Source organism: Chelatococcus sp. HY11, from assembly GCF_018398335.1.
Taxonomy (GTDB): Bacteria; Pseudomonadota; Alphaproteobacteria; order Rhizobiales; family Beijerinckiaceae; genus Chelatococcus.
Genome location: NZ_JAHBRX010000002.1, coordinates 692,659 through 707,855 on the forward strand (window position 1 = coordinate 692,659; position 15,197 = coordinate 707,855).

General features: G+C 63.9%; 12 protein-coding genes. 9 read left to right on the plus strand and 3 right to left on the minus strand.

The features are described from left to right. Positions 1-31: 31 nt before the first annotated feature. On the minus strand, positions 32-2,965 hold the full coding sequence (locus KIO74_RS24175; protein WP_213337497.1) for an autotransporter family protein: 2,934 nt from the start codon (positions 2,963-2,965) through the stop codon (positions 32-34). Positions 2,966-3,652: 687 nt separating this feature from the next. Between KIO74_RS24175 and KIO74_RS24180 the strand changes: the two genes are divergently transcribed. From KIO74_RS24180 to KIO74_RS24195, 4 genes are all read left to right on the plus strand, one after another. Next, positions 3,653-4,735, plus strand: a complete 1,083-nt coding sequence (locus KIO74_RS24180) for a PspA/IM30 family protein (protein WP_213337498.1) — start codon at positions 3,653-3,655, stop codon at positions 4,733-4,735. Next, complete coding sequence (locus KIO74_RS24185; protein ID WP_213337499.1) at positions 4,735-5,385, plus strand: OB-fold-containig protein; 651 nt, start codon at positions 4,735-4,737, stop codon at positions 5,383-5,385. The genes KIO74_RS24180 and KIO74_RS24185 overlap by 1 nt, the downstream gene beginning before the upstream one ends. Positions 5,386-5,389: 4 nt before the next feature. Next, positions 5,390-7,123 (plus strand): flotillin family protein, encoded by a 1,734-nt coding sequence (locus KIO74_RS24190; protein ID WP_213337500.1) that lies wholly within the window; start codon positions 5,390-5,392, stop codon positions 7,121-7,123. Between the two features lie 482 nt (positions 7,124-7,605). Beyond that, on the plus strand, positions 7,606-8,718 hold the full coding sequence (locus KIO74_RS24195) for a linear amide C-N hydrolase (RefSeq protein ID WP_213337502.1): 1,113 nt from the start codon (positions 7,606-7,608) through the stop codon (positions 8,716-8,718). 117 nt (positions 8,719-8,835) lie between these two features. On the opposite strand, the gene KIO74_RS24200 is transcribed toward KIO74_RS24195, so the two are convergent. After that, positions 8,836-8,979: a hypothetical protein gene (locus tag KIO74_RS24200; RefSeq protein ID WP_213337504.1), complete on the minus strand. Its 144-nt coding sequence runs from the start codon at positions 8,977-8,979 to the stop codon at positions 8,836-8,838. 24 nt (positions 8,980-9,003) lie between these two features. Then, positions 9,004-9,714, minus strand: a complete 711-nt coding sequence (phnF, locus tag KIO74_RS24205; protein WP_213337506.1) for a phosphonate metabolism transcriptional regulator PhnF — start codon at positions 9,712-9,714, stop codon at positions 9,004-9,006. A 194-nt stretch (positions 9,715-9,908) separates the two neighbouring features. On the opposite strand from phnF, the gene KIO74_RS24210 reads away from it, so the two are divergent. The 5 genes from KIO74_RS24210 to KIO74_RS24230 all read left to right on the plus strand — a co-directional run bounded on the left by KIO74_RS24210 (position 9,909) and on the right by KIO74_RS24230 (position 15,160). Beyond that, entirely contained in the window at positions 9,909-11,447 is a 1,539-nt protein-coding gene (locus KIO74_RS24210; protein ID WP_213337508.1) for an ABC transporter substrate-binding protein, read from the plus strand. 105 nt (positions 11,448-11,552) lie between these two features. After that, positions 11,553-12,473, plus strand: coding sequence for an ABC transporter permease (locus tag KIO74_RS24215; protein ID WP_213337510.1), 921 nt, complete (start codon positions 11,553-11,555; stop codon positions 12,471-12,473). Continuing rightward, the gene (locus tag KIO74_RS24220; protein WP_213337512.1) at positions 12,473-13,408 is read left to right on the plus strand and encodes an ABC transporter permease; all 936 of its coding nucleotides are present in this window, start codon (positions 12,473-12,475) and stop codon (positions 13,406-13,408) included. The genes KIO74_RS24215 and KIO74_RS24220 overlap by 1 nt, the downstream gene beginning before the upstream one ends. Further along, a complete protein-coding gene (locus tag KIO74_RS24225; RefSeq protein ID WP_213337514.1) occupies positions 13,401-14,381 on the plus strand; it encodes an ABC transporter ATP-binding protein in 981 nt (326 codons plus the stop codon). The genes KIO74_RS24220 and KIO74_RS24225 overlap by 8 nt, the downstream gene beginning before the upstream one ends. Next, positions 14,378-15,160 (plus strand): ATP-binding cassette domain-containing protein, encoded by a 783-nt coding sequence (locus KIO74_RS24230; protein WP_213337516.1) that lies wholly within the window; start codon positions 14,378-14,380, stop codon positions 15,158-15,160. Before KIO74_RS24225 ends, KIO74_RS24230 begins: the two co-directional genes overlap by 4 nt. Positions 15,161-15,197: the final 37 nt, after the last annotated feature.

Genomic DNA, 15,197 nt, shown 5'->3' on the forward strand with positions numbered 1-15,197 from the left:
CGGCTCCCTGACCAGACGCGTCACCCACCTGTCAGAAGCGCCATGAGAGTTTCGCCTGCACGGCGTTCACCGTGACGTCGTCAGCGAACTGGCCGACATAGGACAGCCCTATCCGCGCCTGCTCGCTCACCTTCAGGTCCGCGCCGACCTCGACGAGGGCCGTGTTCTGCGCCAGCGGCACGCCGGCCACGATAAAATTCGCGCCCGGCGCGCTGAGGAAGGCCATCTGCGCCGCCGGCGTGATATCGCCGAAGGCATGCTGCCATGCGACGGAAGCGTGGGGTTCCAACATCATGCCGCCGGGAAGCTCCGTTTTAGTGGCGACGCGCAGGCCGAGCGAGGAATAGCCGGTGCCCATGGCGCCGGCGGAACCGATGAGGCCGGCGGAAGCGCCCGTCTCGGTAAACCTGTCCGTGTCCACATGGACATAGGCGAGGCCGGCGAAGGGCTCGAGAGCGATGCCCTGGAGGGCGAAGCCATAGCTCACCTCCGCGAAGGCCTGCGCGGTCCCGCCATCGTAGTCGGCTTTTGCCTGTGCGACATAGCCGGGATAGGCGATGGTGCGCTTCGCGTCGACTTTGTTGAAGGCATAGGTGGCACCGAGGCGCAGGTTCCACGGGCCGGAGTTCGTTCCGGCGTAGAGCGCGAGAAGAAGGCTGTTCACGTCAGACGAACTCGCGAGCGCATCGATATCGGCGCTGGATCGCGAATAGCCGATCGCCCCGCCCACCAGCCAGTTGTCGAGCCTGATGTCGGCACCAGAGATAATCCCGCCGATCGTCGTGTCGAGGCTGGCGGTGTTCGCGCCGCCGCTGTACTTGCCCCAGCCGCCGAAGGCCTGCGCCCAGATCGTGGCATTGGAGGGCGGCTCGGCAGGGAGTGGCGCCTTCGCAGCGGCCGAAACGGCGGGTGTCGAGGGCATCGCATAGGCAAGCGCCGGTCCACCATAGCCGAGCGCCCCTGTCGGTCCGCCCTGGCCGGCATAGCCCCCCTGACGCAAGCGCCCGAGCAACGCCTGGCGGCTGTAGAACGCATCATCGATCAACGCCGTCTGCGCGCTGGCATAGGCTTCACCGGACAGGGCGCCGAGCGCGCCGGGCAGTTGCTCCGATGTGAGATCATAGAGCGGAGCCAACGCATCAGGCAGGCTGGTCAGCAAGTTGTTCGTGGTGGTGTTGATGATGCGGTCGATGGCGCCACCGACCGCGCGCTGGTTCAGCGTCATATTCGGCATGCCGGCGAGGTCAGCAGCCACGTTCATCGTGACCGTGGTGGGGCTGTAGACGAGGGTGGCGTCGAAAAGCGCCGGCAGGCCGCTCGTGACGACCGTATTGAACTGGCCGGAGACGCCCTGCGTCGCGGCGATCAGCGTGGTGCTCGGCGCGAAACTGGTGGTCAGGAAGGACGTCTGCAGCGTACCGGCGAGCCGCGCCGTCCCCGTCACCTCCAACACGTCGTTGCCGCTGTCGGTCACACGCGCCGCGTAGGTGCCAGCCGCGGTCTGCACGAAGGCGCCGCTGATGAGGTGGGTGATCGACGGTCCGGTGCCGCTCACGCCGAGCCAGCCGCTGTTCTCGAACTGCTTCTCCAGTCCCGCCGTCGCGGCAAGCCGGCCATCGATGACGCCCATGTTCACGATCATCGTGCCGTAGCTGTCGAGACCGGTGCGCAGGGCATCGGCGACGACGGTGGTCTGCAGGGTGCCATAGTTCAGAAGGGTGCCGTAGACCCCATGCAATTCCACAGCCGCGCCGGCGATGCCGGTGGCGGTCACCGTGCCGGTGTTGGTCAGCACGCCGTAGGTTTCGCCGCGCACGCCAACACCGCCATTGCCGCTGACCTGAACGGTGCCACTATTGACGATGTCGTCGCCCTTGCGGCCGGACAGCGCCGCTTCATTCACGGCGCTCGACGTCAGCACGCCGGTGTTTCGGATCGGGTTGTAGATGCCGGGAATGGTGGCGAGATAGCCGTTGATGCCGGTGTCGTTGACGTAGATGCCGACAACATTGCCGCCATAGGCGGAGTTCGACGACACCACCGCGCCGGGGATGTTGATTTCATGCCAAGTCGCGATTCCGAGGGCGTCGACATGCATGACCGCCGGATGCACGACGCCGTCTGCTGTGACCCAGTTCACGACGAGATTGTACTCGCCCGATCGACCGGCGCCCGTGATGCCCTCGAAATGCGTGGCGACTGCTCCGGGATGATCGTACGTGGAATAGGTTCCGGTCGTCAGATCGTAGATATAGCCGTGCTCGGCGTGGAGCACGCCGTCGACCATCACCTTGCCATAGCCGCCTGCGATCTTGTCGCCATAGATGCCATAGGCCGTGGTGCTGATCGCCCCAGGAATATTGTTGGTGACGTAGGTGCCGGTCTTGATATCGTAGATGAACGCGTTGCCGGTCGCGAGCCGCGTGTCGTAATTGCCGACCACGCGATGCCCGAATGTGCTGTGCGCGATAGTATAGAGGGTGTCAGCCCCTGGATAGGCGAGGTTCGTGATCTGCTGCCCCTGCGGGCGGGCGCCATCATAGAGGTAGCTCAGATCATAGGGCGCCGAGCTCGCCGTCTGGTAGCTGCCGACGACGCGCAGGATGCCGTCCGGATTGCCGAAATGCGGCCCATAGGGCGAGGAGCCGATGGCATCGGGGAAATTCGCGCCGTTCGCAGTGGCGACCGGCATCGGCGACCAGACCTGCGTCGACATGTTGTAGTAAAGGCCACCAGTCTCACTCGCGCCTGGGATGGTATAATTGCCGACAATATTGGCCCCGCGAATACCGGTGAGAAATGTATTGTACGTTCCGAAGTTCAGCGTCTGGTATGTGGTTGATGTCGAAGGCAGAAGGGACTCGGCCTGCGCCACCTGTGCAAGACCGCTGACGCCGAGACCGAGCGCAACAAGCTTATAGGCGCGCGCCCGTGACACGCCACGTGAAACCGACCGAACTGTCATGCCATACCCCGTGATTCCGAAATAGAATCAACAAAAATTTATCCTCCGCCAAGCGTGATAGCGATGACATTTTTTGGTTTCATTCTTTGTTCGGGCGCTTACGCTGCGCTCGAGCCCGGATCTATTGGATGCGCTCAATCCCATTACGCTTCCCCCCAAAACAGTTCGGAAGAGCGCATGTAAGATTCAGCCTTGAAAACAGGACGGAGACCACCCGGCGCAACCTCCAGCCCCTCCCGCAAGACCCGTCTTCCAACGAGGGACGCGTGCCGACGCGCCGCCCACATCCATCGATGCCATCGACCCTTCAATACTTGGGATACAATACGTGGGTTAGAAGAGAATTAGGTTCATTCGACACCGCAAGACATGAGCGCGCGCGAGATTCCCGTTTGCGGTCCCTTGACACCATTCCGCGCTCGTCCCCAGCTAAGACTCCAGCCCCAAAAGACTGTTCAGCCTTCGCGCGCGAGAAGTAACGCCGCTTAACCAAAGGCCACCCGCCCACTCGCCGTCATCGCATCGCTGAACGACATGGGCCGAAGGGTGGCGCGGGGCTGTAACCACCGCGCGCCGTTTCGCTCTTATGAGGTGAGCTCCGTCACGCGGCAAAAGCTACCCGGACCGCTTGAAAGCACAAATGAAGTACTTTATATTGGCCGCATGGTCGGGAAGCCTCAAATCACCATGGCGCTTGTCCTGTCGCCGTCCGCGGAGGATCGCGACGCGATCCATGCGACGCTCGCCGCCTATCGCCGGGCGCTCGCGATCCTGGACGGGACAAAGGGCGCGAACCTGGTCGCGCTTCATGAAGAGGCGTATGAGGAAATCCGGACAAGAACGGGGTTGCCGTCGCGCATGGCAACCCTGGCATTACGTGACCATAGCAGGCGCCGCACAGGCGAAGAGGCCATCGACATCCCGCTGGATTCCAAGCTGTTTTCGGTGAAAGGCCCTGATAGCGTCAGCATCGCCACGGTCAAGGGAAGAGCCGTTGTCCCTTATGTGGTGGAGGGCTATCGCGACGGCTGGGACGATTTCTCTGAAGCCCGCCTGTTCATTACGATCTCATCGATCAGAATTCTCGTCGGCGTCCATGCCGGCCTCCACGCCCAGAAGGAGCACATGATGTCCAATGAAGGTATTCTTGCCCGCCTCGGCCGTGTCATCGCCGGCGTCGTCAACAATGCGGTCGATTCTGCGGAGGCGGCCAATCCGGTCGCGGTCGCGCAGCAGGCCATACGCGAAATCGGCAAGATTTCGGAAGAGGCGCGCGCCGCCCTTGGCGTCGCCGTCGCGGCGGGGCATCGCCTCAAGGCAAAGGCCGATGATCTCGACGCTGAGATCAGAGATCTTGACGGGAAGATCAAGACGGGGCTGGAAAAAGGGCGGGAAGACCTTGCTCGCGCCGCCACCGGCCTGCAGATCGATCTCGAGGCCCAGCGCGAAGCCCTCGCAAAGGCGCTCGCCGAAAACGCCGGTGAGATTGCCGAGGCGGAAGCGACGTTGCGCAGCATCGCCTCCGCGCGCGCCGACGCCATGAAGCGCCTTGAGGATGCCAAGCGCGCCGAGCGCGCGGCCCCCGCGGCCGAGACCCCCTCCCAACGCAACGACCAGCGCCTGGCTGATGCGCTCTCGGCTGTGGAACGGGTGACAGGCGTGCCCGCCAAGCCGAGAGACGGTGCGGCGGAGGTCGAGGAGCTCGGCCGGATGCAGCGTCAGGATGCGATCGAGGCACGACTCAAGGCCTTTCGAGAAGGCCAACGCTGATGGCAGCCATCATCCAGCCCGGCACCTGGCCGTTCTGGCTGGCACTTTTCGTCGTGGCGGGGCTTGGCCTCGTCGAGTTGATCTCGGTGTTGCTCGGAGCATCAGCGTCAGGCCTCCTGGACGAGGGCTTCAGCCATCACGGTCCGGGTGACCACGAGGCGGGCCTGCTTGGCGGCTGGATGTCCTGGCTCAATGCCGGCGGCGTGCCTCTCCTGGTCCTGGCGGTGATCCTCCTCTCCACCTTCGCCGCGTTCGGCTTTGCTATCCAGGGGGTTGCGAAGGCCGTTTTCCTGCCGCTGCCGCTGATTGTCGCGGTGCCCGGGGCGCTGGCGGCTGCCGCGCCGACGACACGCTGGATCAGTCGCGGCATCGCGCGGATCATCCCGCGCGACGAGACCAGCGCGCTGAGCCAGCTCGATTTCATCGGGCTCGTCGGCACGGTGACGATCGGCCCGCTGGATCAGGGCAATCCCGGCAGCGTGCGCGTGAAGGACCGCCACGACAATATTCATGCCCTGCGCACACGGGCCGCGCCGGGCCACATCATCGCAACCGGTGCGCTCGTTGTGATCGTCGATGGGGCTGACGGTCTCTTCGAGGCTATACCCGCGCCGCAGGCACTCGACACGGCCGACAACAGCAGGGGCTGAACCGATGGACTTACTTTCGTTGAGCATCATCGCCGGCGTCATTGTGACAGCCATCGTCGTCATCGGCATCATCATGACGTCGCTTTACACCCGGGCGACGCGGGACAAAGCCTATGTGCGCACAGGCCTGGGCGGGAAGAAGGTTGTGCTGGACGGCGGCTCGGTCATTCTGCCGATCTTCCATTCCTACTCCTGGGTCTCGTTGAGCACGCTGCGCCTCGAGGTGAAGCGCGCGGAGAATGAATCGCTCATCACCAAGGACCGCATGCGCGCCGACATCACCGCGGAGTTTTATGTGCGGGTGAAGCCGGACTCGGAGAACATCGCCCTCGCAGCACAGACGCTTGGCGATCGCACGAACGACGCCGACGCGCTGAAGACCCTTGTCGAAGCCAAGTTCGTGGACGGTCTGCGCTCGGTGGCCGCGACCATGTCCCTGCGCGATCTGCAGGAACAGCGCGCGGAATTCGTGAAGTCCGTGCAGGCGGCGGTCGCTCACGACCTTCAGTCCAACGGGCTTGAACTGGAATCGGTCTCGCTGACCCGGCTCGACCAGACCGACATCAAGCATTTCAACCCGAACAACAGCTTCGATGCCGAAGGCTTGACCGCTCTCACCAAGATCACCGAGGAGCGCAAGCGCGAACGCAACCAGATCGTGCGCGACAACGAGGTCGAGATCGCCACCAAGGACCGCGAGGCAAGCCTGCGGCGCCTGACCATCGAGCGCGAACAGCGCGACGCGGAGCTGACCCAGGAGCGGGACATCGCCAACAAGACCGCCGAGACGCGGGCCGAGGCGGCGAAGGCGGAGCAATTGGCGCGCCTGAACGAGGAAACCGCACGCCTCGACGCCGAACGGGGGATCGCCGAGCGCGAGTCCGAGGCCCGTCAGGCCAGGGAATCCGCGCGCATCGAGGCCGAGCGCGGCATTGCCGAGCGTGAGGCCGAAGCGCGCAAGATCACCGAGACGGCCCGGATCGACGCGGCGATCATGGTCGCGCGCAAGATCGAGGAAGAACAAGCCGCCCGCGCCCGCGCCGACGAGGCGAAGGCGGCCGCCATCACCGCGGAGGAGCAGGTCACGACGGCCCGCGAGGTCGAGATCGCCGAGCGCGCCAAGCGCATCGCGGTGATCGATGCGCGCAAGGCCGCGGAGCAGGAGGCCACCGCCATCACGGTCAAGGCCGAGGCTGAGAGGCAGGCGGCCGAGAACCTGGCCGCCGCCACGAAGATCGAGGCGGAGGCGGAGGCGGAAGCCGCCAAGATCCGCGCCACCGGCGTCATCGAACTCGGTGAAGCCGAAGCCCGTGCCGAGCGTGCGAGAAACGAAGCCCGCAATGCGCTGGCGCCCAGCATCATCGAATTCGAGCTCGCCAAGGCGCGGGTCGATATCGTGCCACAGGCGCTCGAGCAGGCGATGAAGCCGATCGAAAAGATCTCGGATATCCGCATCTTCAGCGCGGGTGGACTGGCCGGAGCGCTTGGAGGCGCCGGCACGGAGCAGGCCGGCAATCCTGTCGGCGATCTCTCCAGCCAGCTCCTGAGCTTCACCGCGCAGAAGCCGATCCTCGACGAGATCCTCGCCCAGGCGGGCTTCAAGGGGGCCGATCCCACCCAGGCGCTTCTGGCTGCCTCGATAGGAGGGAGTGCCGGCGCGAGCACGGCGACCGGCAGACCTGAGTCAAAGTCGGCGGTGACATCGATCACCGATCCGGGTGGCAAGCCCGTCGGTTGACCCTCGCCTATCCTCTCGGGTTAACAAAAGTGATTCAGGACGAGGACTCCAGGCAATCCCGGCCGGAATGCCGCAGTGCATTTTTTCCGTGGCTGGTCCAGCACCTCACACCGCGATGGACGAGTTGATAGCGGCGTGCGTGCCCCACCGGAAAATGCGCCCCGTCCTGCGGCCCGTTCCCTGGGACCGAATTGCCGCGCGGTGGGGTTGATGGGGCAGGCCCGCCACGATCGGGGAACTTCTATCCGAGGTTGGAAGGCTCAGGCCGGTATCCTCCTCCAAACTGACGATCCGCGATCACCGGATGAACCAAGAGTGCAGTTGAACCGTCGGTGCTTATTGCGGCAACGACGATAGCTTTCGTCCCGCTGAAAACGATGCTTTGAATCGTCATCGGTATTCGGGCTAATCAAGGAGAAGGCGCCATGCGTCTGCGAGTTGTCAGGGCGTTCAGTCGGCCCCCATAGGGAAAGAAGAGACGAATGTGCACATCGCTGAGTTACCGCGACGTTTCAGGGAAGGTCTATTTCGGTCGCACGTTGGAGCTGACGGTGGAGTTGCCTTACGAAATCGTTTGGTTTCCCATCGGTTATTCGACCATCTCGCAGATCGAGGGCGCAGCGCCGATCAGCTTCAAAGCCCGTCACGGCGTGCTCGCTGTCACCATGCCGTGCCGCTTGCCCTCCGCCGACAAGCCGATAGGCTTCGCTGACCTGAAGGTGCTGGAAGGCATGAACGACGCGGGCCTCACCTTCAGCCTGCTTTCCTATCCCGCCGCCGGCGGTGGCCACCGCTCCGTAGTCGCGACACAGAGCGTGCTTGGAGCCTCGGATCTTGGCGCCTGGGTACTCGGCCAATTCGCCAATGTGGCTGATGTGAAGGCGGCCCTGGCCGACCAGCCCGTCGTGGTGCAGCCCCTCGCCATTCTCGGAGGCGTGGAATCCCCGTTTCACTATGTGGTGCACGACGCGACAGGCGCAGCTCTCGTCATCGAGTTCAATCGCGGTGAAATGTCGGTCTATGACAACCCGGTGGGAGTGATGACCAATGGACCCGAGTTCCCTTGGCATCTCACTAACCTCAACAACTACACCTTCCTCAGCAATGTGGACACATCGGTCGCGAATTTCGGCGGCTATAAAGCCGTACAGCCGGATTCCGGCATTGCCACGGCCGGCCTGCCGGCCTCCAACACCTCTGTCGGGCGCTTCGTACGCGCTGCCTACTATGCGCAGCATACAGAGAAGGCCGCCACCCCCGACGCCGCGGTGGGAACGCTCGCGCATATTCTCAATACGTTCGACCGGGCCCGCGGCGTCACCATCGACTATCCGCGGGAGGGTGGCAGCCATCTTGAGGTCGAGGGATTGAAGGAGGAGGCAGCCGCTTCCTACGCGACCGAGTTCACCTCCTGGACGAGCCTGTCTGATCTGGACAGGAAGCTGTTCTTTATCCGCGATTACACAGGGCTGAACTTCACACGCTTCAACCTTATGACGCTCGCAGGCCTTGACCAGCCGCGCGTTATCCCGCTCAAGGCGTTGAGCCCCACCGCGCCGGACGCCACCGCCGCGTTGGCGGACGCGCATCACTGATCCGCCACCGTCGCAACGATCTGATGTGGCTGTTCGAGAGAACGCGGGTCACATCTTCCGCGTTCTTTGACCGACCTTCGCGAGCGTATCGCCCACGCGAAGGTCGAATGGCCTTGGCTATCGCCCGATGACGAGCAGGCGAACTTCGCGCCCGCTCATCATCGGTGGCAGCGCTGCAAGGCGCTTGCGACAAAGCCATGCGCCATTCTGCGCGCGCCGGATTTGCAGCCGGAGGATCGCTTCGATCAAGCGGCGCAGCATTCCGGGTCTCGGGCCCTCATTGGCTTACACATGCACCTTGATGCGCGTGGCAGGCCAAACCGACGTGCTGATTTCCACCGGCACGCCGTGTAGATCGACATTGCGCCCCTCCAACACCACGACGGGGCTATCATGGGGGATGTGCAGCATCCTGGCTTCGGCAGCTGTCGGCTGGCGCGCCGAAATGGCCGTGTCGCTGCGCCGGAAGTCTTCCACACCAAGCCGCCCGATGAGATCGGTGATTCCGCTGGCTTCCACGAAGCGCTCCGGAAGCTGGGGATAGCGATCCGCCGAGAAGAGATGACGTGCGACACACAGCGGGTCATGTCCAGTCCATCGCAGGATATGCAGATCGAAGACGCGTCCACCGCGCTTCATCGCCAAGTCTCGTGCCAGCTCTGGACTGGCGCGGCGTTCTTGCAGATCGATCAATTCCATGCGCGAATCCCGCGCCAGCGCGCGCACGTTGTCGTTATAGCGCGTGCGTGACTTCACATAGTAGTCGATCAAGGGTCCGGTTACATAGACACCGCTGCCTTGCCGGCCCCGCGCCAGGCCGCGCTGCTCCAGCAGCTCAATGGCGCGCCGGATGGCATGGCGATTGACTGAAAACTGCGCGGCAAGCTCGGCCTGGGTTGGCAGCCTGTTGCCGGTGCGCAGCTCACCCGACGCGATGCGCGCGGCCAGCGTGTCAGCGATCCGTCTCGCCTCCCTGCGCTTCTCGCTCAAAACCATGGCGCTTGTCCCGCCCGCCTCCCTCAGATCCAGCTGGTGTTCACCAAGTAATGGATTTGGTGTGACGCTTTGTTGAAGATTGGCGCGTGGCGAAGCGACAGCGGGGGCGATGTCACGGAACTGTCGCCGAGCCCGGGGATCCCTGTACGCGTTGTTCAAGCCCCACCAACGGGCGCTACCAGGAACCTAACGCCATGACAATCAAGAGCGTTCTCACATCGGCGCTACTGGTGGGCAGCATGCTGCTCACCCCGGCAGCAGCCGAGGGGCTGCGCGTGGCGCTGCCGACCTTTCCGTCGAAGTTCGCGCCCAATTTCTGGGGCAACGACGGCGCGCCGATGCTCTACCAGGTCTATGAAACGCTGGTAACCCGCGATCCTTTCGCCCGGCCCCTCACCTTCCAGCCGGGCCTTGCCACCTCATGGAAACAGGTCGCGCCCACTGTCTGGGAAATGACGCTGCGGCCGAACGTGAAGATGCACGACGGTACGACGATGGATGCCGAGGATGTCAAATTCTCGCTCGACCCGATCTTCAGCGGCAAGGATCCGGAATACACCTCGGCCTGGGGTACATTTCACTACAACTTCGACCATGTTGAAGTCGTGGATCCTCTGACGGTGCGCATCCATACCAAGCGTGAGGAGCCTCTGTTCGAATCCCTTATGTCGCTCAGCACAGCCAGCATCACCTCGAAGGAACACTACGCGGCACAGGGCTACGACCAGGCGTTGCTCCACCCGGTCGGCACCGGCCCCTACAGGGTGGTGCAGCTGACCGCCGGCGAGCGCGCGGTAATGGAACGCTTCGATGACTATTGGGATCAGAAGGCGCCTCTCGACAAGCTGGACTTCCGCCTTGTGCCCGAGGTCGCGTCCCGCATCACGGGCCTCGTCAACGGCGAGTTCGACCTCATCGCCAATATCCCGCCCGACCAGGCCCCTGCCCTGAAGCGCGACGGCATCCGCACGCTCGGGGTGACATGGCCGATGTTCCACGTCTGGGTGGTCAACCAAGTCGCAAAGCCGGCTAATGATATCCGCGTTCGCCAAGCCATGCGGCTGTGCACGGACAACAAGGCTCTCGTTGACGGGCTGTGGGGTGGCCTCGCCCATGTACCGCGCGCTCATCAGTTCGAGGAATATGGCGAGCCGTTCTATATGGCGGATATCGATTACAGCGGTCGCGACGTGGCGAAGGCCAAGCGCTTCCTCGCCGAAGCCGGCTACAAGGGTGAGCCCATCACGGCTCAATTCACTCAGAACTACTATCTCTACGGCAATCTCGCCGCGCAGGTCATCCAGCAGCAGTGGCAGGAATGCGGCCTCAACCTTAAACTGCAGCAAGTCGAGCAGATTGACTATCAGAAGTCCAATATCGTGGCCTGGTCCAATCCGATGTACTATCCCGATCCCATGGGGGCGATGGATGTACACTGGTCATCCACCAGCAACTATGCCAAGCGCGGCACCTGGGTTCCCTCCCATCCCGAATGGGCGAAGACTTTCGAGGCCGCCCGTTTTGGCACCGACGTCAAAACCCGTAAGGACGCCTACCGCAAGCTGCTCGAACTCGAACAGCAGGAGGCCGGCTGGATCCTGCTTTACGAGCCGCACGAGATCTACGCGATGCGCGACAGCATCTCCTTCGATATCCCGATCGCCTATCGTCCCTATGTGCTGCCGCTGCGCGCCGGCCAGGTGAAGATCAACCAAGCCAAGATCGGCCAATAACGCTCGCGGGTTCGCCAGACATCGATTGCGGCTTGGGGCAGGTCCACACAGACGGACATGCTCCCTGCCCCGCCACCGTCCTCTTTCCCGTGCACCGGAGCCTTCATGATCCGTTTCATGTCCGGCCGATTGTTGCGCGCCGCCGTGGCGCTGTCGCTTGTCCTGATGATCGCCTTCGTCACCGTGCGCTTTTCGGGCGAACCGTTCGAACGCATGTTCCCGGAGGGCACGACCGTCGAGCACGAGCAGGCGTTGCGGCAGGAATGGAACCTCGACAAGCCCCTGACACAACAGTTCATGATTTATCTCGGCGCGCTCGCCTCGGGACAATTCGGGCAGTCGCTTTTCACCAGGGAAAGTGTCTGGCAGATCTACGCCGAGCGCCTGCCGGCGACGCTCGCCGTCGGGGGCCTTGCTCTCCTCGTCGCCATTGTTGTCGGCATTCCCCTCGGGGCCATCGCCGCGCTGTGGCGGCAGAGCGTCACCGCGCGCCTTGCCATGTGGTTCGCGTTCCTGGGCTACGCCATACCGCATTACGTGCTCGGTATAGGCCTCGTGCTCCTGTTCGGTTTCCATTGGCATCTCCTGCCGACGTCCGGGCTCGAAAGCGCGTCACATTTCGTGCTGCCCGTGTTGACGCTCGCCATTCCCATGATCGCGGCGCTCGCCCGCTACATGCGCGCCGCCATGCTCGACGCCATCGCGCAGCCCCATGTGATGACAGCCTTGTCGAAAGGTATCAGCGAGCGGCGTCTGGCCCAGGCGCATATCCTGCGCAACGCCATGGTGCCGCTCCTCACCGTGCTGGGATTGGAGATCGCGGGGCTCGTGAATGGGTCGATCTTCGTCGAGACCGTTTTCTCTCTGCCCGGTGTTGGCCGCGTCCTGGTCAACGCGGTGCTCGATCGCAACTACCCCGTGCTGCAGTTCGGCGTTCTGGCCTATGCCGCCATCATCGTCGTGATCACCCTTGTCGTCGACCTCCTCTACACGATCGCGGACCCCCGCGTTCGGCTGGAAGCCTGATGATGTCCATCGACCTCAAAACTGCGCCGGCCGCGACCATACTCACGGATGAGAAACCCGGCGTGGCTTCGGCGCTGGCATCAGTCGGGATACGCCGGCGCCGCACCTGGCCACGTTTGAACCGCCTGACCGTCTCGCTGGCGATGCTCGGTGCGATAATTCTTCTCGGAATACTCGCGCCCGCTCTCGCGCCGCATGATCCCGACCGGGTCAGCATGCTCGCCCGCTCGGCTCCACCCGTCTGGATGGAGGGCGGCACTTGGAAACACCTGCTCGGCACCGACCAGATCGGACGGGATCTGTTATCGCGCGTGATGTGGGGCATTCGCACCAGCTTTGGCATCGCGGTTTTCGGCTTGATCTTCAGTGCGGTGCTCGGCATCGGTCTCGGCGTGGTCAGCGGTGTGGTGGGAGGCTGGTTTGATCGCTTCGCGATGATGCTGGTCGATGTGTTCATCACCCTGCCCAACCTGCTGCTGATCCTGTGCGGTATCGCCCTTCTCGGCACCGACACATGGGTGCTGGTGGTGATGATCGGCCTGGTGCGCTGGGAGGCCTATGCGCGGCTGGTGCGCGGACAGGTGCTCTATCTGCGCGAGCTTGGCTATGTCGAGGCGAGCCGGGTGCTGGGTGGCGGTCCGGGGTGGATCATCCTGCGCCATATCCTTCCCAACCTCATCTCACCGACGCTGGTGATGATCACGCTCAGCTTTCCCGGAGTGCTGCTGATGGAGGCGGGATTGTCCTTCCTCGGGGTCGGCGTGCAGCCGCCCACCGCCTCACTGGGCCGCATGATCGGCGACGGCCGCGATCATCTCGTCAATGCCTGGTGGATCGCGCTCGTGCCGTCGATGGTGGTCGTCCTCATCACCCTCGCCTTCCAAATCGCCGGCGATGCGCTGCGCGACAGAATGGATGAACTGCACAATGGCTGATGTGCTCCTGGACGTCGACGGCCTGCACGTGACCTTCGATGCCGCGTCCGGTCCCATCGCGGCGGTGAGAGGCGCCCGGCTGACGCTCCACCGCGGTGAGACCGTGGCCATCGTTGGCGAAAGCGGTTCGGGCAAGTCGACCTTCGCCAAGGCGCTGATCCGGCAGAACCAGGCGCCGTTCACGCCGGTACGCACACGCATCACGGGGCGCGCCGTGCTCTCGGAGGCGACAGGGCCGCTTGATCTGGTGACCGCCTCCGCCGCCACGATGCGCCGGGTACGCGCGACAGGCATCGCCATGATCGCGCAGGACGCGCTCTCAGGCCTCAATCCTGTTGTCACCATCAGGCGCCAGGTCGGTGAAGCGCTCCGCGCCACGGGGGTGAGGATAGCAGCCACCGCACTTCGGGCGGCGGTTGGCCACCTGCTTGATGAGGTGGGTTTGCCCGATCCCGAGGCTATCGCGCGGCGCTACCCGCACCAGCTCTCCGGCGGGCAACGCCAGCGCGTGATGATCGCCATGGCGGTTGCCCGCAGTCCAAGCCTCATCATCGCCGACGAACCGACAACAGCTCTCGATGTGACCGTACAGGCGCGCATCCTGCGGCTGATCAAGGCCGAACAGGCCAAGACCAACGCGGCCGTCATCTTCATCACCCATGACCTGGGCGTTGTCGCCCGCGTGGCGGACCGGGTCGCCGTGATGTACGCCGGTCAGATCGTCGAGGTCGCGGCCATCCGCGACTTCCTGACCTCCCCGCAGCATCCCTATACTGCGGGTCTCCTCGCCTCGGTGCCAGGAGCGCGAAGCTCCTACCCACGCCTCAAGGGTTATGCGCCCGAACCCAACGCCGTGCCCGAGGGCTGCGCCTTCCGTCCGCGCTGCCCGTTTGCCGGCCCCGCTTGCGTCAACGCTCCGCCGGTCGTCGCGGGAGAGCAGCGCGCTGTGCGCTGCTGGAGGGCTGCGGCATGAGGATCGAGGTGAACGACCTCTCCGTCACCTATACCGCGGGCCTCTTCGCCCGCCAGCAACCGACTAAGGCTCTCAACGGCGTCCAGCTCTCCATTCCGGCGGGCTGCAGCATGGGGATCGTTGGCGAAAGCGGTTCTGGCAAATCGACGTTGGGACGGGTGCTGTTGCGCATGCTGGCGCCGACACGCGGCGACATCCGGATTGGCGAACAGAACCCTTTTACCCTTGAGAGGGCTGCGCTTTCGGTCTTTCGGCGCAAGGTCCAGGCCGTCTTCCAGGACTCGGGCGCCTCGCTCAATCCACGCCAGACCGTGGGGGCGTCGATCCGCGAGGGGCTCGATATCCACCGCATCGGCACACTGCCGGAGCGCAGGGCGCGGGTCATCGATCTGCTCGGCAAGGTCGGGCTCGCGCCAGACTACCAGTATCGGCTGCCCCATACGCTGTCGGGCGGCCAGCGCCAGCGTGTCAACATCGCGCGGGCACTGGCGCTGGCGCCGTCCGTTCTCATCGCCGACGAGCCGGTATCCGCGCTCGATACATCAGTCCAGGCGCAGATCCTGGAACTCCTTGCCGCGCTCCGCGCCGAGACAGGCCTCACCCTCGTGTTCATTTCACACGACCTCGGCGTGGTGCACGAATTGTGCGAGCGCGTCGCGATCATGCATCGCGGCGAACTCGTCGAAGAAGGCCCGGTCGAGGCTGTCTTCGACACGCCGCGCCACCCTGTGACGCAGGCCCTGCTGCGGGATCGGCCAACCCTTGATCTTCCCAACTGATGTCTTCGCGTTCCCCATCTCGATCGGATTGAAACCC